This is a genomic window from Cupriavidus sp. 94F1 (assembly GCF_057798875.1).
In genome coordinates, this window is the sequence record NZ_JBYOJT010000001.1 from 302,037 (window position 1) to 324,702 (window position 22,666).

A 22,666-nucleotide genomic window follows, 5' to 3' on the forward strand; every position below is an offset into this window, starting at 1 on the left:
CCTATGTCCAACCGACCGATTATAGATTGGGAAGAATGGCTGGCGTCGCCACCCGGGCAGTACATGCTCCGGTGGGAGTCGCAGCAGTATGACCGGACGGTAACGGACATCTTCGGCTACCACGCGGTGCAGCTGGGGCTGCCCCACATCGACACGCTGCGCGAGAACCGCATGCCGTTCTCGGCGCTGGCGCTCGATGGCCGCGCCGGCCCCCATGGGCCGCGCGAGACGCACCCCGACGCGCGCCAGCTGTTGTGCCGGTTCGACGAACTGCCGTTCGATACACAGAGCATCGACCTGGTCACCCTGCCCCATATCCTGGAGTTTTCCGAGGACCCGCACGAAGTGCTGCGCGAGGTATCGCGCGTGCTGATGCCCGAGGGCCGCGTGGTGGTGACCTGCTTCAACCCGATGAGCCTGTGGGGTGCGCGCCAGGGCCTGAACCGGCTGGGCGCCACCCCTTTCCTGCCCAGCGACGCGCAGACCATCGGCTTCGTGCGGATCAAGGACTGGCTCAAGCTGCTGGGCTTCGAGATCATCCGCGGCCGCTTTGGCTGCTACTGTCCGCCGTATCGCACCGACCGCTGGCTGCAGCGCGCCGCCTTCATGGAAAAGGCGGGCGACCGCTGGTGGCCGATCTTCGGCTCGGTCTACATGATCTCCGCGGTCAAGCGGGTCAAGAATATCCGCCTGGTGGGCCCGGCGTGGAAGACCGCCAAGCCCACGCTGGCGCCTGTGGCGGCCCCGGTGGCCACCCCCACGGGCACGCACGGCAAACATCAAAAGACCACGCCCGACGCCTGATCCGGGCCCTCCTCCATTTATCCATGCAAGAAGTCACGATTTATTCCGACGGCGCCTGCAAGGGCAATCCCGGCCCTGGCGGCTGGGGTGCCGTGCTGGTATCCGGCGGCCACGAGAAAGAGCTGTTCGGCGGCGAGAACCCGACCACCAACAACCGCATGGAACTGATGGCCGTGATCGAGGCGCTGCGCGCGCTCAAGCGGCCTTGCGTCATCAATATCTATACCGATTCGCAGTACGTCCAGAAGGGCATCAGCGAATGGATCACCGGCTGGAAAAAACGCGGCTGGATGACGGCCGACAAGAAGCCGGTCAAGAACGCCGACCTGTGGCAGATCCTGGACGAAGCGCGCCAGCCGCACGTGATCGAATGGCACTGGGTGCGCGGCCATGCCGGCCACCCCGGTAACGAACGGGCGGACCGCCTGGCCAACCGCGGCGTCGAATCGATCAGCGCCTGACCCTCCGCAATCCGTCGCCCAGCCGTGCCGGGCGATTACAATCCTGCCCCATGCGACAGATCGTTCTCGATACCGAAACCACCGGCCTGAACCACGCCACCGGCGATCGCCTGATCGAAATTGGCTGCGTGGAACTGGTCAACCGCCGCCTGACCGGCCGCAACCTGCACTTCTATATCAACCCGGAACGCGACGTCCCCGAAGACGCCGTGGCCATCCACGGCCTGACCGCGGAATTCCTGGCCGACAAGCCGAAGTTTGCCGAGGTCATGCACGAGATCCGGGAGTTCGTGCGCGACGCCGAACTGATCATCCACAACGCCGCGTTCGACCTGGGCTTCCTGGAGATGGAGTTCAAGCTTCACAAACTGCCCCCGTTCCGCGACCACGTGGCCAATGTGATCGACACCCTGCGCGAAGCCCGCCAGATGTTCCCCGGCAAGCGCAATTCGCTGGATGCCCTGTGCGATCGCCTGGGCGTCAGCAACGCGCACCGCACGCTGCACGGCGCGTTGCTCGATGCCGAACTGCTGGCCGAGGTCTACCTGGCCATGACGCGCGGCCAGAATTCGCTGGTCATCGACATGCTCGACGCCGGCGCCGCCCAAGGCGAAACCCGCGCTACGGCCGACCTGTCGGCCCTGACCCTGCCGGTGCTGCTGGCCACCGAGACTGAACTGTCGGCCCACCTGAGCGTGCTCAAAGAACTGGACAAGGCCAGCGGCGGCAAGACCGTCTGGAAGATCGAAGTCCCGGCCGAAGTGCCCGCCGACGCCACCGTGCAGTAGCCCTCACCACTTTTTTAAAGAAAGTTAAAAAAGGGCTTTACAAGATACTGGCCCATCGGCATAATCTCGTTTCTCCACTGCACGACGCCAGCAACAACGGCGACGAAGCAGCAAGGGGTGGTTAGCTCAGCGGTAGAGCACTGCCTTCACACGGCAGGGGTCACAGGTTCAATCCCTGTACCACCCACCAGATTCGTCAAAAAGCCCAGCAGCGATGCTGGGCTTTTTGTTTTGGCCTGGGCATCGGCGCCGATCCCTGCATCGGCCAAACGCGCCGTCAGTTACACCCAAGAATTTCATCAATGGCGGTCCGTGCGAAGCGGATGAACGCTTCCACCTGCCGCGCGTCGGCGAGGGCCGAGGCCGGCCCATCCTCCCGATACCCTGCCCTCGCCGCGATCATGACTGGGCGGAATGTCTCGGGCAGCCGCTCCAGCGCCCACGTCGCGGCCACGTCCTTGGGGGCGATCTTTCCGGTGGCCGCGCTGTACCAGATGCGGGCCAGTGCCAGCACGACGTTGCGTTCGTCGTCCTTCCAATCCGCGTCGGCATTCCACTGCGCGGCGGTATCGCGCAGCGCGCGGTGGAAATCCTGAAGGGGGACGGCATCGAGCAGCGTCTCGGCCGAGGGCCCTACCAGTGCCACGCTGTGCTGGCGCGCCTTCGTCAGCAGGATGGCCAGGTCGTGATCAAGAACTGGCGATTCGACGATGCCGGCCTGCAAATCGGTGCGGAGCCATTCGCCGAACTGGACTTCGCGCCTGGCCGGGTAGCGCCAGGGTACGACCTCATCGCATGCAACCACGGTGACTTCCAGCGCGCGCCACCGCGCGTCGGTGCCCGGCGGGACAGAGATCGTCAAGAGATCGCGCATCAATGCACACTTGGCCGATTCTTCAAGCCGTGTCCGCACGATTACCAGCAGATCGATGTCGCTGCACGGCTTCAATCCGCCTTCGACGGCTGATCCGAACAGGTGGACGCCCATCAGCGTGCCGCCCAGGTGTCGCGCGATCACCGCGCATGCCAGCAAGGTCTGCTCGGTAATGTCTACGGGAACGATCGTGCGTGCCATCTCGGTCATCGACAGACTCTTTCTGGTCAGATTTCACCCGGCAAGCATACGGCCATCGAACACAAGGCGTCACGCGCGCCTCGGATAAATATTAGAGACAATGGGAATCAGTATTTGATTCGAGCGAAATGGCCCGTCTACCATAGCCACACACCGATTCGCAATAGAGTGCCCAATAAATCACTCAGAAAACGGTATCCGCCATGCGCCGCCAACACAGGCCGCCCCCTGACGGCGCGCAAGGCCGCGAAGGCACCACGCGGGAATCAGGTTCACCACCAGACAGGAGCGCCAGGAAACATGCCAATGTCGAAGACCTCGAAGAAAAAGTACCTCAAGGCCCTGAACCGGAGCCTGAAAAAGGAAGCTGGCAAGGATTTCGGGTCGAGCTTTGTGTTCTATCCGCTCGGCGCCAAGCCCAAGGACGCCACCGGCGTGACCGCCAGCGATGCGGCCAATCCGCAGCAACTAAAGGTCATGGAGGCCGTGCAGGCGCGCGTGTTCGCGGCGTTCGGCAGCGCCTCCGGGGTTGCCTGATCACCAGCCGGAGGGTGAAGAAGCCACGCTGTGGCAGATGTTCGATGCCGACGGCCTGCTACACGGACAGGCCGTGATCATTCCGCGGACACGGGATTTGTGAGCGCCTCAGGTGCTCACCGGGACTCCGCTTCCGCCAGTTCAGCCTCGACCTGCCGCATGAAATGCTCGATGCTGGATCTCGCAAGGCTGTCCACTGGCAACTCTTCCAGCCAGTTGGCCGGGCGCTCGTCGGGCACGTTGTCGAATTGACCCCGGACGCTGTCATCCTTTGCCATTTCACTTCTCCTTGTCATCGTCAAACATTGAAGGCTGCGCGGCTTTGTTCCAGGCTCTTCCGATCCAGAACCGCTTCCGCAGCCTCGTCGTCCGCGGGTTGCAGACCGATTTGCAGATAGCCTTTCCACTGCAAGTCCCTTCGGTGCGACCACACGCTGTGCCAGTAGGTGGATATCCTGCGACGGCAGTTTTCCGACGCCGCGGGCTCCACCCAGTAACCGTCAACAAGCAACTGCGATTTCACGCGGTTATGGTCGAATAGCCAGGACGGCAACCTGGCCGGCGAACAGGAAGCGCCGTCCAGGAACGTCACCACATCGATATCGCGAGGGATACGGCCTTCACGCCCCTCGACATCCTCGACGAAGCTTCCGCCCACCCACTGGAACCCAGAGGAAACGCCGGATGCATGTAGCACTTTTCTGAATCCCAGAAAGCCTCGCAGGATTCGACACCGCTGCCCCGATGTCGCGAATCGCTCTACGAAAGAGACCAGCGACACCTCATAGGGCGACCGTTCGGTGCCTACCGGATTCTTGCTATTTACCGGCGGAAGCACCCGCGCATCATTCCACGCTGGTATCGGTACAACATTCATGAATTGACCCCAAGTTTGTGCGGCGCCTGCGCTTCAAGCTAGAAAGGCGGGCCGCGTTATCGATGGGGGATCTTCACACGCATTGGCGTAAACTTCTGTGCCCAAATGGAACATTGCTGTTGCATTTTGGGATGGCCCACTGCGTTGCGCAGGGGGTCTTGCCTTGGCGCAATTCGGTTAGCTCAAGCCACCTCAAAGAAATGCGTGCCGTCACGATCGAGTTGTGCGATCAGGCCGAATTCCCAATCGAGGTACGCCTGCATGGCAGCCGCTGCGTTGTCGGTGCCCTCGTACGGGCGGCGATAGCGATCCGTGCGCGGCACGGCCAGACGGGTTTCGCCCTGCTCGGCTGGCAGGCCCGCGTCGAACCACGCCGCGTTGCCGCCTTCCAGCACGAACACCTCCGACGTGGTCAGCGCCTGCAGGTCCACGGCCGCAAACCGGGCCAGCAGGCTTGACCCGCAGGTCAGCACATAGCGGCGGGCCGGCGGGATAGCGCGCAGCGCCTGGGCCAACTGCGCCCGAATCGCGAACCACGCACCGGGGATATGACGCTTGACGTAGTTGGCGCTGGCCGTCACGTCAATGACCGCCACGTCGCCCGCTTCCAGCCAGCCGGACAGCGTTGCCGGCGTGATCGTTGGCACGTCCGGTGCGGCGGGACGTTTCGCCCCCGGGGTGCCGCGCTCGCTGCGCAGGGCATCGCCGACCGGCTCCACCACATAGACCTCCCATCCCATCTGGGCCAGCCATGACGCACTCATGTTGGCGCGCACGGCGTCATCGTCCGCCAGCACGACGCGCGCGCCACGCACCGGTGCGTTGTGATCGGTTTCCTGCACCAGCTGGCCGCCCGGCGCACTGGCGAAGCCAGGCAGATGGCCGTCGGCGTATTCCTCGGGCGTGCGCACGTCGAAGCGGTACACGGTGCGGCCCGGGGTCTCCAGCGATGCCAGCGCATCATGCGCGATGCGCTTGACGCCCGCCCTGTCCGCAATGGCGCGGGCGCCTGCGCGGGCCTGTTCCAGGTTGGCCGCGCCCACCTGCGCCGGTGCGCGGCGGCTGGCGCCGTGCGACAACGTCTGCCCGGCCAGGGTCCAGCCGATCGTTCCATTGCGCAGCGCCGCCACAGGGTTCGGAATGCCGGCATTGATCAGCGACTGCGTGCCGATGATGCTGCGGGTGCGGCCCGCGCAGTTGACGACGACTTGCGTGGCGGGGTCCGGCGCCAGTTCGCGCACACGCAGCACCAGTTCCGCGCCGGGCACGCTGGTCGACGTCGGAATGTTCATGGTCTGGTATTCGTCGAAGCGGCGCGCGTCGACGATCACCACATCGGCCTTGCGGTCGATCAGCGCCTGCACCGCCGTGGCGCTCAGCGACGGCGTGTGCCGTTTCGCCTCGACCAGTTCGCCAAACGACTTGCTCGGCACGTTGACGTCGCGGAACACTTCGCCGCCACCGGCGATCCATGCTTCCAGGCCGCCGTCGAGCAGCGACACATCGGTATAGCCAAGCCTGCGCAGCACGCTTGCCGCACGCGGCGCCAGGTCTTCGCCGTCATGCTGGCCGTAGATCACGATACGCGTATCGCGCCGCGGGATGCGCGTCCAGGCTTCGAGTTCGAGCTTCGACAGCGGGAAGTTGGCCGCCCATAGCGGATGCTGCTGCGCGAACGGGTCTTCCTCGCGCACATCCACCAGCGCAATCTCGGCGCGGTCCAGCAACGCCTGGCGCACTGCCTGGCTGGTCGTGACGGGAAACGGATGGCTGGCTGCGGTCATGGTGCGACGGATTCCTTCGAGCGGTCCCAGGGATTGGGCAAGGTGGTATTGGAGTAGCCGGAGATAAAGGTCTTGTTGCCGCCGGCTTCCGGATAGACATGGCGGCTTACCGCGCCGATGTTGGCGCCGTAGACGTGGATGCTGATCGATACGCGGTCGTCGAAGGCATTGTGAACGCGGTGGATATCGCCAACCGCGGGCGACACCGCCTCCACCTGGCCCGGCTCCAGCCGCACGGCCGCGCCTTCCGGCCGGGGCACGCCGTCACCGTCTATCGCGTAAGGCTGGGCGTACTCGGCGCCGCGCAGCATGCCGATCAGGCCCCACACCGTATGGTCGTGGATCGGCGTGCGCTGTCCCGGCCCCCAGACGAAGCTGACGATCGAGAACCGCTCGGCGGAATCGCAGTGCAGCAGCATCTGCTGGTAGAACTCGGGATGGGGCTGCGCATAGGCCTCGGGCAGCCAGTCGTCGCGCGCCACCAGCTTTGCCAGCAGCGCGCCGCCTTCGTCGAGGATGCGCGGCTCGTCCGGATGCTGGTCCAGCAAGGCGGAAAAGGCGGTGATGAAGTCGCGCAGCGGCGCCAGCGCGTGCGCGCCAGGTAGCGTCTCGGCCATGGCTTGTCTCCGGATTCACGTGTGCCGTCGAGGCTGCGGCACATCGCACACAACCATAGCACGGCGGGCAATCGTCTGCGCCCCGGGTCACACACCCAGCGCCGCGCGTCCGGCGGCGGTCAGGATGGCGTCGTTCTGGGGCGTGTGGATGCGGCTGCAGAGCACGTCGCGATAGTGGCGTTGCAGCGGGTTGTGCCGGCTCAGGCCGTGATTGCCCGACAGTTGCAGCGCCAGTTCCACGGCACGAATCGCGTTCGATGTCACGGTGTACTTGAGCAGCCCGCTGTCGGCCGGCAGCGGCGGCGCGCCGGCGTCGCTGCGCGCGGCAATGTCGTCCAGCAAGACCTGGTTCACGCGCAGCAGCGCGGCGATCTCGCCAATCGACTCCTGCACGCGCGGCAGGGTGGCCAGCGGCTTGCCCAGGCTGCCCGGCGCCCGCTCGCGCACGAACTGGCGGACCCAGTCGAAGCCGGCACGCGCCACGGCGTCGTAGAGGCTACCCAGCAGGGTCACCATCCACGCCTGCTGGTCAGCGTTGGCGTCGATGTCCGCCTGGCTGCCGCCCGCCGGCGCCCACGCCGCGGGCGGGCGGATGTCCACGGCGTTTTCCAGCGGGATCCAGACATCCTCGAACACGGTTTCGTGGCTGCCCGACGCACGCAGCCCCAGATGGTCCCAGCTTTCGATCACCCGGATGCCGGGCGTCCCGGCGTCCGGCCTGGGCACCAGAAAGATGCCGACGCGCGGCTCGGGCTCGTGCGTACGGGCCCATACGGCCAGCCAGCGCAGGGCCGGGATGCCGGTGGTGTACAGCTTGTGGCCGCGCAGCCGCCAGCGGTCGCCCACGCGTGTGGCCACCGTGCCCGGCAGGCCGCCGCGTGCCGGCGAGCCAAGCTCGGGCTCCACGCGCAGCGAGTTGATCAGGCCGCCCTGCTCCACGGCACTGCGGAATACCTGCTGGCGCACCGCGTCGGGCCAGCGCGAATCGGCGCGACCGATAGCGCGATGCTGCAGGTAGGTCATCGTCAGCACCAGCGCCGTGGCCGCGTCGCCGCCCGCCACAGCCGCGATGATGCGCCGCGCCTGGGCCAGTCCCGCGCCAGCGCCGCCGTGCGCGGCCGGCACGACCTGTGCAATCAGGCCGTAGCCGTGCAGCTGCGCGAAATTGTCGTGCGGGAACGTGCCATCGGCGTCGTGGGCGGCAGCGGTGGTGGCGAAGCGCGCGGCCAGTTCGGCCAGCACGTCGTCCAGCCGTGCCGCCGGGGTCGGCAGGCGATGCAGGGATGACGAAGACATGCGGTTTCCTTCGGGCGTCGGGGGGAACAGGATCAGGCGCCACATAGCGTACCGCCGCATGCCCGGCCTTGATAACGACGCATATCGCATATCGACCGGCGGTTTTTGCTGCATATGGAGCGGCGTTTTTATTCGTTGGGTCTGCCGCCGCGCGGGCGTACGTTCTCGTCCATACCCGTACCCCATCCAGGCAAACCAGGAGCATCACGCATGAGCGTCAACTTCATCGGCATGATCCAGAGCCAGAAGCAATCGGAAATCCATCCGCCCACCGGCCCCGCGGTCGACCGCGACTATGTGCGCGCCTTTGCGCAGGCCCACGAGCAGGCCGGCTTCGACCGCATCCTGGTGCCGCACCACTCCACCGGCCCGTCCGCCACGCTGACCATCTCGTACGCGGCCGCCGTCACCGAGCGCATCCACTTCATGCTGGCCCACCGGCCGGGCTTCACGTCGCCCACGCTGGCCGCGCGCCAGATCGCCACGCTGGACCAGTTCAGCGGCGGCCGGCTCGGCGTGCACTTCATCTCCGGCGGGTCGGACGACGAACAGAAGCGCGATGGCGACTACCTGGACCACGACCAGCGTTACGCCCGCACGGACGAATATCTGGGCATCCTGCGGCGCATCTGGACGGAGCCGCAGCCGTTCGACCACGACGGCACGTTCTACCGCTTCGCGCGCGGCTTCTCCGAAGTCAAGCCGGCGCAGCAGCCGCATGTGCCGATCTACTTCGGCGGCGCGTCAGAGGCGGCCATTGCCGTCGCCGGCAAGCACGCCGACGTCTATGCGTTGTGGGGCGAATCGCTCGACCAGGTGCGCGAACTGACCACGCGCGTGCGTGCCGAAGCGGCCAGACACGGCCGCGAGATCAACTTCTCGGTGTCGTTCCGGCCGGTGCTGGCCGATACCGAGGAAAAAGCCTGGCAGCGCGCCGACGACATCCTGGAACGCACCCGCGCGTTGCGCGTGCAGGCCGGCTACAGCCGGGGCGGGCCGCAACAGAGCGAAGGCGCGCGCCGGCTGCTGGCGGCGGCCGAACAAGGCGATCGCGTTGACCAGCGTCTGTGGACGGCCATCGCACGCGAAACGGGCGGCCGATCGAATTCCACCGGGCTGGTCGGCACGCCGGAACAGGTGGCCGATGCCCTGCTGGCCTACTACGACCTGGGCGTGACCACGTTCCTGATCCGCGGCTTCGATCCCCTCGAAGACGCCGTCGACTACGGCCGCGAGCTGATTCCGCGCGTGCGCGAGCTGGTAGCACAGCGCGACGCCGAACAGCGCCGCCGCGCTGCCTGAACCACCCACACCAACAACAACGGGGAGCGGGAAACATGAGCCAGAACACGTTCCAGCCTGATGCACGCCGCCGCAGCGTCCTGCGGCTCGCCGGCACCGCAGCCATCGCCGCGCCGGCCCTGATCCTGGGCCGCCAGGCGTGGTCCGCACCGCGCAAGCTGACGTTTGCGTGGAACCAGAATTCGTTCTGCCTGACACCGATCGTGGTGGCCCAGGAAAAGGGCTTCTTCGAGAAGAACGGGCTGCAGGTGGATCTGATCAACTACAGCGGGTCCACCGACCAGCTGCTGGAATCGATCGCCACCGGCAAGGCAGACGCCGCCGTGGGCATGATCCACCGCTGGCTCAAGCCGCTTGAGGCCGGCTTCGACGTCAAGATCATCGGCAGCTCGCATGGCGGCTGCGTGCGGCTGGTAGGCGCCAAGGCCGCCGGCGTGACGAACCTGCAGGCGCTCAAGGGCAAGACCGTGGGCGTCAGCGACCTGGCCGCGCCGGGCAAGCACTTCTTCACGATCCTGCTGGCCAAGAACGGCATCGACCCGGACCGTGACATCACCTGGCGCCAGTACCCGGCCGACCTGCTTGGCGTGGCCGTGGACAAGGGCGAGATCCAGGCGATTGCCGACGGCGATCCCAACCTCTACCTGCTCGAAAAGCGCACCAACGGCGCCTATGTGGAACTGGCCACCAACCTGACCGGCGAGTATGCGCGCAAGGTCTGCTGCGTGATTGGCGCCCGTGGCGAACTGGTCCGCAACGACCGGCCGGCCGCGTCCGCGCTGGCCCGGTCAATCGTGCAGGCCACCGACTACGTCAACGAGAACCCCAACGAGGCGGCCAAGGTCTTTGCCAAATACTCGCCCAAGATCAGCACCGACGACCTGCGCAAGCTCTATGCGTCGCTGACCTACACCCATCACCCGACCGGCGTGGACCTGCAGGAGGAAATCGCGTTCTATGCCGGCGATTTCCAGCGCATTGGCGTGCTCAAGAAATCGACCGACACGAAGAAGCTGGCGCAGCACGTCTACGCCAACGTCCTCGGCTAACCCGGGAGCGCCCACATGGCTACGCCGCAACAAACGCTTGACGCCCCGCTGCCGCTGGACGGATCGGCCAAACCGGTCACATCCGCCACATCGGCCAAACCGGCCAAACCGGCCAGATCGACCGGCACGCCGGCCGGTGTCTGGCCCACCGGCATCGTCGCCGCGCTGGCGTGGGGCGCCTTCGGCGCGCTCACCTGGCGCTGGCCGAACAAGGTGGCCGGCTTTTCGGACTGGGCCTATACGGACGAACTCGGCATCGCGGTACTCGTGGCGGCCGCCGCGCTGCTGGCGGTGGCTGTCGGGGGCGGTTACGCGGGTCCGCTGCGCCGCCTGCGCCAGGCGATACGCCATGCCGGCCCGTGGCTGGTGGCCCTGCCGCTGGTCTTGGCGGGCTGGGAAATCCTGACCGCGAAGACGGCGCTGCTGCCCACGCCCTTCTTTGCGCCCCCGCAGGCGCTGATCGAGGTCTACATCGACGACTGGCGCCGGCTGGGCGACAGCGCGCTGAACACGCTGAAGCTGCTCGGCTTCGGCGTGGCCTACGGCGGTGTGGTGGGCTTTCTGATCGGCGTGTCGATCGGATGGTCGCGCCGCATCGGCTACTGGGTGCATCCGGTGCTGCGTGTGCTGGGGCCGTTGCCCTCCACCGCGCTGCTGCCGCTGACGTTCTATTTCTTCCCGTCGAGCTATTCGGCGGCCGTCTTCCTGATCGCGCTGGCCACGGCCTTTCCGGTGGCGGTGCTGACCTGGTCCGGCGTGGCCAGCGTCAACAAGAGCTACTACGACGTGGCCCGCACGATGGGCGCGTCAGAGGCGTTCCTGGTGCTGCGCGTGGCCATCCCGGCGGCGCTGCCGCAGGTCTTCGTGGGGCTGTTCATGGGGCTCGGCGCGTCGTTCTCGGTGCTGGTCACGGCCGAGATGATGGGCGTGAAGTCGGGGCTGGGCTGGTATCTGACCTGGGCGCAGGGCTGGGCCTCGTACGTGAACATGTACGCGGCGCTGATCGTCATGGCCCTGCTGTTCTCGGGCGTCATCACATTGCTGTTTGCCGTGCGCGACCGCGCGCTGTCGTGGCAGAAAGGAACCGTCAAATGGTAGTGGCTGCATCCGACCCCTCGCGTGGCGCCCGCATCGATATCCGCGCCGTCAGCCATGCCTTTGGCGATGGCGATACGCAGCTGCCGGTGCTCGACAGCGTCAACCTGAAGGTGGCGCCCGGCGAATTCGTCGCGCTGCTCGGCCCCAGCGGCTGCGGCAAGTCCACGCTGCTGCGGCTGGTGGCGGGCCTCGACAGTCCGTCGCAGGGGCAGATCCTGCAGGACGACACGCCGATCGACCGCCCCGACCCCTCGCGCATCGTCGTCTTTCAGGACCCCACGCTCTACCCTTGGCGCCGCGTGCGCGACAATGTGGCGCTGGGCCTGCAGGCGCGCGGCCTGCTGCGCCGCGAAGGCCACCGCGTCGATGCGGCGCTCAAGCGCGTGGGGCTCGAAGCCTTCGCCCGCGCGTTTCCGCATCAGTTGTCGGGCGGCATGGCCCAGCGCGTAGCACTGGCCCGCGCGCTGGTGAACGACCCCCGGCTGCTTGTCCTCGACGAACCGCTTGGCAAGCTCGATTCGCTGACGCGCCTGGCGATGCAGAGCGACCTGGTCGAACTGTGGCAACGCGCGGGCTTTTCCGCCCTGCTCGTCACGCACGATGTGGAAGAGGCGCTGTTCCTGGCGCAACGCGTGATCGTGTTCAGCCAGCGGCCGGCGCGCATCACGGCCGAGATCCACGTCGACCTGCCCTATCCCCGCCATCGCGGCGATCCGCGGCTGACCGCGCTTCGGCACGAAGCCCTGCGCCATCTGGGTCTCGATGCAAGCTGGTAAGTCCGCCGTCCGGGGCGCCACATGAGCGCCCCGCCACCGCCGGCGTGGCTCGATGCGCTGCTGCGCCTGGTACAGGAAGTCCAGCTAGCGCTGTGGCAACTCTGGCACACGCTGGGCTGGTCTGGCGATCTGCACGGCCAGCCGGCGTGGCCGTGGTCGCACCGCATTGCCGGGGACACCCTGCTGATCGACCTGGGGCTGGCGCGCCAGCTGGGCCTGTCGGTGCTGGCCATCGCGCTGGCGCTGACCTGCCTGGTCGTGGCGCTGGGCTGGCGCCGGCGGCGCATGGTGTGGCTGGGCATCGGCGCGCTGGCGCTGGTGGCGGCGCCCTGGCCTTCGCCGGTGCTGCTCGTCACGCCCGCGGCCCCCACCAGCTTTCACCAGAGCCCGACCCGATTCGCCGTGGATGCCATCGCCACTGGCGCGCAAGTCTACGCGCAGCATTGCGTGGCGTGCCACGGCACCGACGGCCGGGGCGAAGGTCCGCAGGCGGCCACGCTGTCACGCTGGCCGCCGACCTTCCTGAGTCCGCTGCTGGGCCGCCGCGCCGAAGGCGAACTGTTCTGGCACATCGTGGCCGGCATGCGCGACGGCAATGGGCACACGACGATGCCGGCCTTCGGCGACCAGCTTGACGATACCCAGGCATGGGCCGTGATCGATTACCTGAAGACGCTGGCCGCCGGCACCGGCGGCGCTACGCAGGGCAGTTGGCCGGTGCCGCTGCGACTGCCCGATGTGACGGTGCGCTGCGGCGCGGCGCCGCCGCGCGCGCTGGACGACTGGCGCGGGCGCCAGCGCGTGCGCGTCGTGGCGTTCGACGGCGCGCCTGCCACGCTACCGCTCGACGATCCACGCTTTCTCACGTTGCTGGTCACACCCGACGGCCGCCCACCAGCCACGATTCCGGATTTCCGCGCCGGTTGCGTGGCCGCGTCCGCGCAGGCCTGGCCCGTGTTCGCGCGGATCGCGGGGGTCGATCCAGCACGGTTGCCCGGCACCACGTGGCTGGCCGATCGCGACGGCTGGCTGCGCGCGCAGGCTGCCCACGGGGGCAATGGCTGGAGCGATGCCAGCCTGGTTTGCACGGCGGGACAGCCGGCGCAGGGTGTGCCAGGCGGCCGGGGTGCCGGCCAGCGCCGGCCGCCCGATGGCCTGACCGCGCTGCTGCTGCGCATCGACGCGGAGCCGGTGCGCGTTGTGCAAGGGGGCGTCATTCACTGATGCCCTCGCCATGGGGCCATTTGCGTTGCGTCAACTCGCCGCCAGGACGAGAAAATTCCGCACCCACAATTAGAAATGTCCTAACGACGTCGAGCGGCACGGCAAGTAGCGTTGAGAGCTCTCCCCAAACGCCAAGCCTTGAAGACGATGTCGCTGGAACTGACCCCCGCCAATGCCGAGACCGGCGCCGAAACCGACGCTGCCGCGCTGAAGACCTGGACGGGCCGCTATGCCGTGTCGCCCGGTCTGTTCGAAGTCAGGCCCCGCTATCTGCCGCGCGACGCACGCCCCATCCTCGACGATGACCTCGACTGCATCATCGGCTACCACCGCCGTTTTGGGCTGCGCAGCCATCTTTACGATCTCAATGGCGACATGTTTTCGGTGGCGGAAGACCTGTCGAACCTGCCGCCGCCCGAAAAGCGCGACCCGCTGATGGTGGTGGGTGGGCTCTGGCGCGCAAACGTGCGCGGCGTGACCGCCGTGGGCCTGACGGGCACCGGCGCCACACTGGCGACAGGCACGCTGGCCCAGTTGCGCACCCGTTTTGCCCGCCTGGCGCAGTCATCGCTGCTTTACCGGGGCGCGGCCCTGGCGCGCATGGATGATCCGCAGCGATTCGTGCCGGTGCATATCCTGCGGCTGGCGATGCGTCACGGCGAATCCGTGGCCCCGCCGCCGGGACTCACCCGGGCGTCGCGCTACCTGGCCTCCATGCTGATCCGCCGCCAGCCGTTCATGCTCGACGTGGTGACCGCGAACGGCAATACGACGATCGTGGACTTCGAGTACTGGCGTTACGCCGATGCGCTGCCGGCCGCGTGAACCGGCACGCCCGCCGGCGCCGGGCTGGCATGCGTGACGTGATCGATGGCGCGCAGCACCTCGTCCACCGAAGGCGGTGCGCCGTTATCGCCAACCGACACCGACTGCCCAGGCTTGTTCACGCCAAAGTGCGGCCGTGACGTCGCGGTGAACAGCATGACGGTCGGCTTGCCCAGCGCATCGGCCAGATGCACGAAGCCGGTGTCCATGCCGACGACCAGAGCGGCCGCATCGACGCGCTGCGCGCACTCGGTGATCGACATGCGCGGCAGCACCTCGGCGCCGGGGATGGCCGCGGCCAGCGCCTGGGCTTCCTGCTGCTCCTTCTGCGAGCCCCATGGCAGCTGCACGCGATAGCCGCGCCGGGCCAGCTGGTGCCCGATTTCGACCCAATTGGCCTGCGGCCACTTCTTGATGTCGAGCGACGTCGCGTGGAACAGCAGCGCGCGTGGCACGCCATCGGCGTTCAGCGGCGTGGCCGGTGCCGGCACCCGAAGTTCAGCGGTTTCGTGCGGCTCGATGTCGTACCCCAGCGCGTTGGCCACCACCATGCGCATCTTCTGGCGGCAGTTGGCATCGCCGTGCGGACCAAAAATCTCGGTGTAGGCGAACACGGCCTTTGCTTCGCCGAGATACTCGGCGGCATAGCCGAGGCGCCGCCTGGTCCGTGCCAGCCTGGCGGCGATGGCACTCTTGTAAACGCCGTGGACGTCGATGGCCACGTCATAGCGTTCGCGGCGCAGCGACATCAGTGCGCCGATGATGCCGCGCAGGTCGCGCCATTTGCGGCCATTCTTCTTGAACTGGCGCAGAGGCGGCGCGATGACACGGTCGATGCCGACCGCCCAGCTCGGAATATCCGCGCACGATGCGTCGGCAATCCAGTCGATTTTGGCGTCCGGATAGGCACGGCGCAGGTCGTACAACAGCGGCAGGGTATGCACCATGTCGCCAAGCGAGGTGATCTTGATAAGCAGGATGCGCTTCATGCGGGGGCGGCTTGTTTGAGCGAACGCGGCCGGATTTGCCGCGTTGGAAAGGCGCTAGTATGCCCCAGACCGCCCGCACCAGCGCGTGACGCAGATGTAAGGAACTTCACACATCACAAATTCGCCGGCCGCCCCAGCCAGCCGCATGGCGGTCGATCGACGTCAGTGCGCCAACGCCGAAGCATCCGCCACGATCGTCGCAAACCTGTCGTTCAGCGCGGCCAGTGTCACGCGGTGCAGTTCGGCGGCGCGCAACGGGTCGCCACCAAGCGGATCGGGCAGATCGCGCGTGGCACAGCCCGCTGCGACCAGCGTGACGCGATAGCCATGATCAAGCGCCGACCGCACGGTCGCGCTGATGCACATATGGGTCTGAAAGCCCGCCACGATCAGCTCCTTGCGGCCGATTGCGCCAAGCAGCGCGGCCAGATCAGTGCCCGCAAAGCTGTTTGGCAGGTTCTTGATGACTGTCTGCTCGCCTTCGGCGGGGGTCAGACCCTCGATGATGGCCGCGAACGGGCCGGTCGGGTCGAACGCACCGCCAGGCTTGCCGTGGTGAACCACGTGGATGACCGGCGTGCCGTGCTGGCGCGCCTGCGAAAGCAGCGCGGCGCACTCGGCCACGGCTGCCGGCATGCCGGTCAGGGGCAGCTTCCCATCGACGTATTCGCGCTGGTGATCCACGAGCACCAGCACCGCGTCCGACCAGTTGGACGGCTGGCGGCTGGCACCGGCGGCATCGAGCAGGGTGAAAGGCTTGGCGGCAGGCGTTGCGGTCATGACGGTCTCCGTACAGTGAAAAGTGGCTATGCAGGCATCGTAGAGGCCGGTAAGCTGTACGCCAATTAGCCACGAGATCACACATACTGTGCAAAAAAGCACAATCACCTGGGATGACCTGCTGACCCTGTCCACGCTGATGCGGGTCGGCAGCTATTCGGCGTGCGCCCGTGAACTCGATATCACGCATGCCACCGCCATCCGGCGCATCCGGCGGCTCGAAACCGCGCTCGGCAAACCCGTGGCCACGCGCACGGACGGGACGTTCGTACTGACTGCCGCCGGACGCAACGCGCTGGCGGCCGCGCGCGAGATGGAGCAATCCGCCGACCGGCTGCTGCGCGAGATCGAAGGCGCAAGCGCCGGCGTGTCGGGCGTGGTGCGGGTCGCCGCGACCGCCTCGCTCGGCAGCCATTTCCTGACGCCACGTCTGCCCGCCTTCTACGCGCGCAATCCCGACGTGGAAGTGCGGCTCGAAGTGGATAACCGCGTCACCAGCCTGGCCCGGCGCCGCGCGCATATTGCGGTACGCCTGGCTCGGCCGCAGGAAGACTCGCTGATCGCGCAGCGCGCCGGCACGATCCAGTTCGGGCTCTATGCGCCGGCCGTCATGTCCGCCACCGTGGCGGAGTCGCGCGACACACCGCTGTGCGGACTGCTCGACGAAGGCTTCTCACTGCCCGAAGTCGATTGGCCACAGGAGCAGGGACGGCGCTTCTCGTTCCAGTCCAATAGCTTCGCGGCTGTGCGCGAAGGCGTGCGCGCGGGACTCGGCGTGGCATTGCTGCCCCACTACCTGGCTGCCGGCGAGCCCGGCCTGGCGCTCGTACGCAATGTCCCGGAGGTCTCCCGCGAAATCTGGCTCGCCTATCCGCCAGAGTTCCGTGGGGCATCGCGATTCCGGCCCCTCATCGAATGGCTCGCCGAGGCCCTGGCGACGTGCCCGTGAACCTGATGGGACCGTCCCGTTGTCGCGCCGCCACCCTGAAGCGGCGCATCCGCCACCCCATGTGGGAAGCCGCACGTGTTTCCATCGCTGCTCTCACCGAAAAAAACAGCAGTTCTGCTACGCTCTGACCGGGTTGCCAACGTTGCGTCGTCAAGGTGCGTTCAAGAAATGGGCAGGGTCGTTGCATTGAAGCCCAGGCAGCCGGAAAACGGGTCAGTGCGCAGAACAAAAAGAGATTCATGCGGCACTCATTGAAGTATCGAATGGCAATCGCGGCCGCGACGGTTGTTACGCTGGTATTCGTAGTGCGGGTCGGGTTTTCCCAGGTCTACGCATACACGCGCCTGAAGGAAGTCGTTCAGGCCCAGCAGGACACCCTGGTCAAGCTGGTCGCCGATCAACTCGACGAAAAGCTCGAGTCGCGCGCTATCGTATTGCGACGGCTCGCGCGCACGCTCGCGCCCGTCCTCGATCGTCCCGCCGGTCAACTGCGCCAGATGGCCATCGATACGGTCGACATGCCCGAGCACTTCAATGCCACCTTCCTGGCCGCGACCGACGGCACGCTCGTCTTCAGCACCGCCGTGCCCGATGGCGTCAAGATGACCGTTGGCGATCGGGATTACTTCAAGGCCATCGTCAACGGCGCGGACTTTGCCGTCTCGGACCTGCTGCAAGGCAAGCACTCGAGCGCCCCCGGCGTCATCCTGGCCGTGCCGTTGCACGACAGCCATGGCCAGTTGCGGGGTGTGGTGGGCGGCGTGCTGAACCTGTCGGCAGAAAACTTCCTGGGCGAACTGGCCCATCACCGCGTAGGTGTCACCGGCTTCTATTGCCTGGTGTCGGCCGGGCCGAATCCCCGCTATGCGATGCACCCCGATGCAGCAAAAGTCCTGACCCCTGCGCAGGCAGTTGGCGAATCCTGCGGCGCCGAAGCCCCCGAATCGACACTGGAGTCGATCTGGCCGGAGCAGCCCGTGGTAGCCCGCTTCCTGCTGGAGTCGAATGGCTGGGAAGTCATCTCGGTCCTGCCCGCCGCCGAAGCCTACGCACCGCTGGTCGAAGTGCGCCAGCGGGCCGTCATCCTGGGCATCGTGACGTTGCTGGCGGCCGCGATCCTGATGTGGGCCGTGATCCGGCACCTGCTGGCGCCGCTGGAGCGCCTGCATCGGACCGTGCGACGTCTTTGCGAACAGCCCGCCGCCATGGCCGAACTGCCCGTGCGCCGCGACGACGAAATCGGCGAACTGGCCGGGGCGTTCTCGGAGGTCATGACCCAGCTGATCGAGCGGGAAGCCGCGCTCAAGGCCGCCAACAGCAAGGCAGCGGCCAGCGAGAAGCGCCTGGAGGCCATCGCCAACCATGTTCCGGACCTGGTGGCCTTCGTCGACGCCGGCGAGCGGTTCGTGTTCGTCAACCAGGCCTACGCACGCCATTTCGGCTTGCCCGCCAGCCAGATCACGGGCCTCTCGCTGCGCGAGCTCTGGGGCACGCCAGAGTACGTCGCCCACAAGCCGTACCTGGAACAGGCCTGCGCGGGCGAGCCCGTCACCTACAGCCGCGAGGACGCCGAGGGCCGGGCCTGGGAAATGACTTTCCAGCCCGCCTGGAACGATACGAAGGACGCCGTCACCGGGCTGCACATGTTCGCCCGTGACATCACCGGCGAACGCCAGAAGCTGCGCTCGCTGGAAGCCCAGACGCTGTCCGATCACCTGACCGGCCTGCTCAACCGCAAGGGTTTCGACCGCCGCCTGCAGGAAACCATGGCTCGCGCCGATGCAGGTGGCTATCGCACCGCGCTGCTGCTGGTGGACCTCGACGACTTCAAGGCCGTCAACGACAACTACGGGCACCCGATCGGCGACCAGTTGCTGGTTGCCTTCGCGGAACGCCTGCGCGCCTGCGTGCGGGCGGGCGACGCCGTGGCGCGCATCGGCGGCGACGAATTCGCCATCGTGCTCGACAACGTAGGCCATCCCAATACGGTCGAACGGATTGCCCAGACGGTGGTGCATGCAGCGATGCGGCCGTTCGATATCGACGGGCGGCGGCTGGTGTCCACGGCCAGCGTGGGCAGCGCGATGCATCGGCCGGACCAGGGCACGTCGGTCAGCGAACTGTTCATGCGCGCCGACATGGCGCTGTACGATGCCAAGCGGCATGGCAAGGCCTGCTATGCGTCGACGGGGGCCAGGTGGCCGGAGGACGCATCCTCGGACGCCTGAAGCCCGGCCCCGGACGTCGGCACGATGAACGGGTCCAGGTCCTCGTCGCCGTCCGACCGTCGCCCGCCCGGCATCGCGGGCACGATATCGAGCAGCCCCGCCCGCCGCATGGCACCTGCCAGCGTCGGGTCCGCGAGCATATGGATGCCCAGTACCGAGCCCCACATCAGTTTCAGGGCAGTCAGCCGCTTCAGGGACTGTTCGATATCGCGGCGCTCCGGCGCCCGGCTCCAGTCAGGGTCCAGTTCCTGGACGACCGTCCGGTACAGCCCCATCGTCCGGGTGTCGAACCCGGCAATCGTGGACGGCGTGGCGGCCACCACGCGCAGCACCGCATCGTCGATCGGGTCCAGCGGATCCATGGCTTTCATGAAAGGCTGGTGAACCTTGGCCAGGCGGAGGTCAACGGCCCGTTCGAATGCGTGCCTGACGCTCACCCCCTCGCACTGGCCGTAGAGCGCCACCCGCAACGCGGCGTCCATCAGGACTTCGGGACGACTTTCCGCACGCTGGAACATCCGTTCGAGCAGCGCATCGTCGGCGGAGGGCGGCAGTTCATACTTGCGCCGTACCCACTGCAGGAAGTCCGCGCCGAGTTCCGGAAACGCAAACTGCGATGCGCTATACATCGTGTGCCGTCCGCCCAGCATCATCAGCAGCTTCGTGCGGTCGGAGCCCGTGAACACGGTCCGTACGCCATACAGTCCCCGGTCGTTGTTGAGCAGGTCCCGGGTGGCTTTCAGCGTGTACAGCATGCTGTCCCCACGCTCGGTTGCCAGCATCTGCTGCGCTTCGTCGATGATCAGGATGATCGGACGGCGCGTCCTGGCCGACAACGCCTCCATCGAGCGGTAGACCCACAGCCCTCCGCGCTTCTCGGGTGTCTCGCCGTGACCGAAAGACAGCGACAGGCTGCCGAAACCGACCCCCTTCAGCCCCACTGCCTGCGCGAATCTGGCGGCGATGCTCTCGTTGGCATCCAGCGCCTTCTGGACCGCACCGACCACCACGTCCGCGGGGTCCTTGTCTGTCTCGCCCCACAGATCCGCCATCACCACCAGTGCGCCAAGCCTGCGGATGGCAGGCGCCACTTCCTGCCGCAGGAACGTGCTCTTGCCGATGCCACGCGATCCGATCAGCGCGATGACCTTGCTGGCCGGCCCATGCACCAGCTTCTGCGCGATATCCGCCGCAAGCCTGGGGCGTTCGAAATGATCCGACAAATCCATATCGCTCCTCGTTCATCAAGACCTGCGAGCGATTCTAGGCAGCCCACCTCCACAGTCCACCCCTCAACTCCGACTGCAACAGCAATATTCCAATCCTTAACAGATCCACAAAAAAATGAAGCGGTGACGCAACACACGCCACCGCTTCACACTGCAGGCTGAACACCCCGTTCAGAGAAGGATCAGCGGACTCGCCCTTCCTTCCACGCCTGCAGCAGCTTGTCGTAGGCGATGGTTTCGCCCTTCGGCTTTTCGTTATCGAGCTTCTTCCACGGCGCATGCTCCGACGACAGCCACTTCGACGGATCGCTCTTCGGATTCAGCTTCGGCGCGCACTGGGCCATGCCCGCGCGCTGCAGCCGGCCCATCACCTGGTCCATTTCCTCGGCCAGGTTGTCCATGGCGGCTTGCGGCGTCTTCTCGCCCGTCACCGCCGTGGCCACGTTCTTCCACCAGAGCTGGGCCAGCTTCGGATAGTCGGGCACGTTGTTGCCGGTCGGCGTCCAGGCCACGCGGGCCGGGCTGCGGTAGAACTCGATCAGGCCACCGTACTTGGCCGCGTTCTTGGTCAGGTACTCGTGGTGGATGTCGCTGTCGCGGATAAAGGTCAGGCCTGTCAGCGACTTCTTCAGCGACACCGTCTTGGAGGTCACGAACTGGGCGTAGAGCCACGCCGCGGCCAGGCGGTTCGGGTCGGTGTTCTTGAAGAACGTCCACGAGCCCACGTCCTGGTAGCCGTTCTGCATGCCCTGCTTCCAGTACGGGCCGTATGGCGACGGCGCCATGCGCCACTTCGGCGATCCGTCGGCATTGACCACCGGCAGGCCCTTCTTGGTCATGTCAGCGGTGAAGGCCGTGTACCAGAAGATCTGCTGGGCGACCTGGCCCTGGGCGGGCACCGGGCCGGCCTCGGAGAACGTCATGCCCATGGCCTGCGGCGGGGCGTACTTCTTCATCCAGTCGATGTACTTGGTCAGCGCGTAGACGGCCGCCGGGCTGTTCGTGGCACCGCCGCGCGACACCGACGCGCCCACCGGCGTGCACTTGTCGTCGGCCACGCGGATGCCCCACTCGTCCACGGGCATGCCGTTGGGCAGGCCCTTGTCGGCCGAACCGGCCATCGACAGCCAGGCATCGGTAAAACGCCAGCCCAGCGACGGGTCCTTCTTGCCGTAATCCATGTGGCCGAAGACCTTCTTGCCATCCAGCTCCTTCACGTCGTTGGTGAAGAAGTTGGCGATGTCCTCGTAGGCCGACCAGTTGGTCGGCACGCCCAGGTCATAGCCGTACTTGGCCTTGAACTTGTCCTGCAGGTCCTTGCGCGCGAACCAGTCGGCGCGGAACCAGTACAGGTTGGCAAACTGCTGGTCGGGCAGCTGGTAGAGCTTGCCGTCCGGCGCCGTGGTGAACTTGGTGCCGATGAAGTCCTTGACGTCGATGCCGGGGTTGGTGAACTCCTTGCCGGCGCCGTTCATGTAGTCGGACAGCGGCAGGATGGCGCCGTACCGGTAGTGCGTGCCGATCAGGTCGGAATCCGAAATCCAGCCGTCGTAGATCGACTTGCCGGACTGCATCGACGTCTGCAGCTTCTCGACGACGTCGCCTTCCTGGATCAGGTCATGATTGACCTTGATGCCGGTGATTTCCTCGAAGGCCTTGGCCAGCGTCTTCGATTCGTATTCGTGCGTGGTGATCGTCTCGGACACCACATTGATCTGCGTCACGCCCTTGGCCTTGAGCTTGGCGGCGGCGTCGATGAACCACTTCATTTCGGCCTGCTGCTTGTCCTTGGCCAGCGACGACGGCTGGAATTCGCTGTCGATCCACTTCTTTGCCGCGGCCTCGTCGGCCCAGGCGGCATGCCCGCATGTCAGTGCGGCCGCAAAGGCCAGGGCCGACATCCCCAACATCACGCGCTCTTTCATTCGTTGTCTCCTCAGGTACCCTTCCCCGGTTCTGTCACAGGGTTGCGGCCCCG

General features: G+C 66.5%; 22 protein-coding genes and 1 tRNA gene. 13 read left to right on the top strand and 10 right to left on the bottom strand.

Annotated features, from left to right (window positions below; translation table 11 throughout):
* Nucleotides 1-3 precede the first annotated feature (3 nt).
* The 4 genes from AC3FJ6_RS01315 (at nt 4) to AC3FJ6_RS01330 (ending at nt 2,243) form a co-directional block, all read left to right on the top strand.
* Complete coding sequence (locus AC3FJ6_RS01315; RefSeq protein WP_488770407.1) at nt 4-804, top strand: class I SAM-dependent methyltransferase; 801 nt, start codon at nt 4-6, stop codon at nt 802-804.
* A gap of 23 nt (nt 805-827) precedes the next feature.
* Nucleotides 828-1,265 carry a ribonuclease HI gene (gene rnhA / locus AC3FJ6_RS01320; RefSeq protein WP_153945351.1) on the top strand — a complete coding sequence of 146 codons (438 nt, stop codon included), beginning with the start codon at nt 828-830 and terminating at the stop codon, nt 1,263-1,265.
* Nucleotides 1,266-1,315: 50 nt separating this feature from the next.
* The gene (gene dnaQ / locus AC3FJ6_RS01325; protein WP_488770408.1) at nt 1,316-2,053 is read left to right on the top strand and encodes a DNA polymerase III subunit epsilon; all 738 of its coding nucleotides are present in this window, start codon (nt 1,316-1,318) and stop codon (nt 2,051-2,053) included.
* A gap of 115 nt (nt 2,054-2,168) precedes the next feature.
* Nucleotides 2,169-2,243: transfer RNA gene (locus tag AC3FJ6_RS01330), tRNA-Val, on the top strand.
* A gap of 87 nt (nt 2,244-2,330) precedes the next feature.
* Here the strand turns inward: AC3FJ6_RS01330 and AC3FJ6_RS01335 are convergent.
* Nucleotides 2,331-3,128 carry an AadA family aminoglycoside 3''-O-nucleotidyltransferase gene (locus AC3FJ6_RS01335; protein WP_488770771.1) on the bottom strand — a complete coding sequence of 266 codons (798 nt, stop codon included), beginning with the start codon at nt 3,126-3,128 and terminating at the stop codon, nt 2,331-2,333.
* A gap of 306 nt (nt 3,129-3,434) precedes the next feature.
* Between AC3FJ6_RS01335 and AC3FJ6_RS01340 the strand changes: the two genes are divergently transcribed.
* Nucleotides 3,435-3,665 (top strand): hypothetical protein, encoded by a 231-nt coding sequence (locus AC3FJ6_RS01340; protein ID WP_488770409.1) that lies wholly within the window; start codon nt 3,435-3,437, stop codon nt 3,663-3,665.
* A 116-nt stretch (nt 3,666-3,781) separates the two neighbouring features.
* On the opposite strand, the gene AC3FJ6_RS01345 is transcribed toward AC3FJ6_RS01340, so the two are convergent.
* The 5 genes from AC3FJ6_RS01345 to AC3FJ6_RS01365 form a co-directional block, all read right to left on the bottom strand.
* Nucleotides 3,782-3,943, bottom strand: coding sequence for a hypothetical protein (locus AC3FJ6_RS01345; RefSeq protein WP_488770410.1), 162 nt, complete (start codon nt 3,941-3,943; stop codon nt 3,782-3,784).
* Nucleotides 3,944-3,963: 20 nt separating this feature from the next.
* Nucleotides 3,964-4,542 carry a DUF6932 family protein gene (locus tag AC3FJ6_RS01350; RefSeq protein WP_488770411.1) on the bottom strand — a complete coding sequence of 193 codons (579 nt, stop codon included), beginning with the start codon at nt 4,540-4,542 and terminating at the stop codon, nt 3,964-3,966.
* 182 nt (nt 4,543-4,724) lie between these two features.
* On the bottom strand, nt 4,725-6,326 hold the full coding sequence (locus AC3FJ6_RS01355) for a rhodanese-related sulfurtransferase (RefSeq protein WP_488770412.1): 1,602 nt from the start codon (nt 6,324-6,326) through the stop codon (nt 4,725-4,727).
* Nucleotides 6,323-6,943 (bottom strand): cysteine dioxygenase family protein, encoded by a 621-nt coding sequence (locus AC3FJ6_RS01360; RefSeq protein WP_488770413.1) that lies wholly within the window; start codon nt 6,941-6,943, stop codon nt 6,323-6,325. The genes AC3FJ6_RS01355 and AC3FJ6_RS01360 overlap by 4 nt, the downstream gene beginning before the upstream one ends.
* Before the next feature lie 87 nt (nt 6,944-7,030).
* Complete coding sequence (locus AC3FJ6_RS01365) at nt 7,031-8,239, bottom strand: acyl-CoA dehydrogenase family protein (RefSeq protein ID WP_488770414.1); 1,209 nt, start codon at nt 8,237-8,239, stop codon at nt 7,031-7,033.
* 210 nt (nt 8,240-8,449) lie between these two features.
* On the opposite strand from AC3FJ6_RS01365, the gene AC3FJ6_RS01370 reads away from it, so the two are divergent.
* The 6 genes from AC3FJ6_RS01370 to AC3FJ6_RS01395 all read left to right on the top strand — a co-directional run bounded on the left by AC3FJ6_RS01370 (nt 8,450) and on the right by AC3FJ6_RS01395 (nt 14,513).
* Nucleotides 8,450-9,541: an LLM class flavin-dependent oxidoreductase gene (locus AC3FJ6_RS01370; protein ID WP_488770415.1), complete on the top strand. Its 1,092-nt coding sequence runs from the start codon at nt 8,450-8,452 to the stop codon at nt 9,539-9,541.
* Nucleotides 9,542-9,576: 35 nt separating this feature from the next.
* Nucleotides 9,577-10,590 carry an ABC transporter substrate-binding protein gene (locus AC3FJ6_RS01375; protein WP_400394064.1) on the top strand — a complete coding sequence of 338 codons (1,014 nt, stop codon included), beginning with the start codon at nt 9,577-9,579 and terminating at the stop codon, nt 10,588-10,590.
* Nucleotides 10,591-10,605: 15 nt separating this feature from the next.
* Entirely contained in the window at nt 10,606-11,688 is a 1,083-nt protein-coding gene (locus AC3FJ6_RS01380) for an ABC transporter permease (RefSeq protein ID WP_488770416.1), read from the top strand.
* The gene (locus tag AC3FJ6_RS01385; protein WP_488770417.1) at nt 11,682-12,464 is read left to right on the top strand and encodes an ABC transporter ATP-binding protein; all 783 of its coding nucleotides are present in this window, start codon (nt 11,682-11,684) and stop codon (nt 12,462-12,464) included. Before AC3FJ6_RS01380 ends, AC3FJ6_RS01385 begins: the two co-directional genes overlap by 7 nt.
* Before the next feature lie 21 nt (nt 12,465-12,485).
* The gene (locus AC3FJ6_RS01390; protein WP_488770418.1) at nt 12,486-13,688 is read left to right on the top strand and encodes a c-type cytochrome; all 1,203 of its coding nucleotides are present in this window, start codon (nt 12,486-12,488) and stop codon (nt 13,686-13,688) included.
* A 147-nt stretch (nt 13,689-13,835) separates the two neighbouring features.
* Nucleotides 13,836-14,513 (top strand): hypothetical protein, encoded by a 678-nt coding sequence (locus AC3FJ6_RS01395; RefSeq protein WP_488770772.1) that lies wholly within the window; start codon nt 13,836-13,838, stop codon nt 14,511-14,513.
* Here AC3FJ6_RS01395 and waaC read toward each other — a convergent pair.
* Entirely contained in the window at nt 14,486-15,502 is a 1,017-nt protein-coding gene (waaC, locus tag AC3FJ6_RS01400; RefSeq protein ID WP_488770419.1) for a lipopolysaccharide heptosyltransferase I, read from the bottom strand. The genes AC3FJ6_RS01395 and waaC overlap by 28 nt on opposite strands.
* A 162-nt stretch (nt 15,503-15,664) precedes the next feature.
* Nucleotides 15,665-16,282: a cysteine hydrolase family protein gene (locus AC3FJ6_RS01405; protein ID WP_488770420.1), complete on the bottom strand. Its 618-nt coding sequence runs from the start codon at nt 16,280-16,282 to the stop codon at nt 15,665-15,667.
* Between the two features lie 88 nt (nt 16,283-16,370).
* Between AC3FJ6_RS01405 and AC3FJ6_RS01410 the strand changes: the two genes are divergently transcribed.
* Together AC3FJ6_RS01410 and AC3FJ6_RS01415 are read left to right on the top strand one after the other, a co-directional pair.
* The gene (locus AC3FJ6_RS01410) at nt 16,371-17,231 is read left to right on the top strand and encodes a LysR family transcriptional regulator (protein WP_488770421.1); all 861 of its coding nucleotides are present in this window, start codon (nt 16,371-16,373) and stop codon (nt 17,229-17,231) included.
* A gap of 263 nt (nt 17,232-17,494) precedes the next feature.
* A complete protein-coding gene (locus AC3FJ6_RS01415) occupies nt 17,495-19,459 on the top strand; it encodes a diguanylate cyclase domain-containing protein (RefSeq protein WP_488770422.1) in 1,965 nt (654 codons plus the stop codon).
* On the opposite strand, the gene AC3FJ6_RS01420 is transcribed toward AC3FJ6_RS01415, so the two are convergent.
* Together AC3FJ6_RS01420 and AC3FJ6_RS01425 are read right to left on the bottom strand one after the other, a co-directional pair.
* The gene (locus AC3FJ6_RS01420; protein ID WP_488770423.1) at nt 19,408-20,688 is read right to left on the bottom strand and encodes an AAA family ATPase; all 1,281 of its coding nucleotides are present in this window, start codon (nt 20,686-20,688) and stop codon (nt 19,408-19,410) included. The two genes, AC3FJ6_RS01415 and AC3FJ6_RS01420, sit on opposite strands and share 52 nt — an antisense overlap.
* A 182-nt stretch (nt 20,689-20,870) precedes the next feature.
* Complete coding sequence (locus AC3FJ6_RS01425; protein ID WP_488770424.1) at nt 20,871-22,613, bottom strand: ABC transporter substrate-binding protein; 1,743 nt, start codon at nt 22,611-22,613, stop codon at nt 20,871-20,873.
* Between the last annotated feature and the right edge of the window lie 53 nt (nt 22,614-22,666).

What these genes read in the sequence shown, in the direction of transcription:
- AC3FJ6_RS01350 (WP_488770411.1), bottom strand. Translation starts at nt 4,542, where the DNA reads ATGAATGTTGTACCGATACCAGCGTGGAATGATGCGCGGGTGCTTCCG.
- AC3FJ6_RS01355 (WP_488770412.1), bottom strand. Translation starts at nt 6,326, where the DNA reads ATGACCGCAGCCAGCCATCCGTTTCCCGTCACGACCAGCCAGGCAGTG.
- rnhA (WP_153945351.1), top strand. Translation starts at nt 828, where the DNA reads ATGCAAGAAGTCACGATTTATTCCGACGGCGCCTGCAAGGGCAATCCC.
- dnaQ (WP_488770408.1), top strand. Translation starts at nt 1,316, where the DNA reads ATGCGACAGATCGTTCTCGATACCGAAACCACCGGCCTGAACCACGCC.
- AC3FJ6_RS01385 (WP_488770417.1), top strand. Translation starts at nt 11,682, where the DNA reads ATGGTAGTGGCTGCATCCGACCCCTCGCGTGGCGCCCGCATCGATATC.
- AC3FJ6_RS01405 (WP_488770420.1), bottom strand. Translation starts at nt 16,282, where the DNA reads ATGACCGCAACGCCTGCCGCCAAGCCTTTCACCCTGCTCGATGCCGCC.
- AC3FJ6_RS01420 (WP_488770423.1), bottom strand. Translation starts at nt 20,688, where the DNA reads ATGGATTTGTCGGATCATTTCGAACGCCCCAGGCTTGCGGCGGATATC.
- AC3FJ6_RS01415 (WP_488770422.1), top strand. Translation starts at nt 17,495, where the DNA reads ATGGCAATCGCGGCCGCGACGGTTGTTACGCTGGTATTCGTAGTGCGG.
- AC3FJ6_RS01360 (WP_488770413.1), bottom strand. Translation starts at nt 6,943, where the DNA reads ATGGCCGAGACGCTACCTGGCGCGCACGCGCTGGCGCCGCTGCGCGAC.
- AC3FJ6_RS01395 (WP_488770772.1), top strand. Translation starts at nt 13,836, where the DNA reads ATGTCGCTGGAACTGACCCCCGCCAATGCCGAGACCGGCGCCGAAACC.
- AC3FJ6_RS01365 (WP_488770414.1), bottom strand. Translation starts at nt 8,239, where the DNA reads ATGTCTTCGTCATCCCTGCATCGCCTGCCGACCCCGGCGGCACGGCTG.
- AC3FJ6_RS01390 (WP_488770418.1), top strand. Translation starts at nt 12,486, where the DNA reads ATGAGCGCCCCGCCACCGCCGGCGTGGCTCGATGCGCTGCTGCGCCTG.
- AC3FJ6_RS01335 (WP_488770771.1), bottom strand. Translation starts at nt 3,128, where the DNA reads ATGGCACGCACGATCGTTCCCGTAGACATTACCGAGCAGACCTTGCTG.
- AC3FJ6_RS01375 (WP_400394064.1), top strand. Translation starts at nt 9,577, where the DNA reads ATGAGCCAGAACACGTTCCAGCCTGATGCACGCCGCCGCAGCGTCCTG.
- AC3FJ6_RS01340 (WP_488770409.1), top strand. Translation starts at nt 3,435, where the DNA reads ATGTCGAAGACCTCGAAGAAAAAGTACCTCAAGGCCCTGAACCGGAGC.
- waaC (WP_488770419.1), bottom strand. Translation starts at nt 15,502, where the DNA reads ATGAAGCGCATCCTGCTTATCAAGATCACCTCGCTTGGCGACATGGTG.
- AC3FJ6_RS01425 (WP_488770424.1), bottom strand. Translation starts at nt 22,613, where the DNA reads ATGAAAGAGCGCGTGATGTTGGGGATGTCGGCCCTGGCCTTTGCGGCC.
- AC3FJ6_RS01370 (WP_488770415.1), top strand. Translation starts at nt 8,450, where the DNA reads ATGAGCGTCAACTTCATCGGCATGATCCAGAGCCAGAAGCAATCGGAA.
- AC3FJ6_RS01345 (WP_488770410.1), bottom strand. Translation starts at nt 3,943, where the DNA reads ATGGCAAAGGATGACAGCGTCCGGGGTCAATTCGACAACGTGCCCGAC.
- AC3FJ6_RS01315 (WP_488770407.1), top strand. Translation starts at nt 4, where the DNA reads ATGTCCAACCGACCGATTATAGATTGGGAAGAATGGCTGGCGTCGCCA.
- AC3FJ6_RS01380 (WP_488770416.1), top strand. Translation starts at nt 10,606, where the DNA reads ATGGCTACGCCGCAACAAACGCTTGACGCCCCGCTGCCGCTGGACGGA.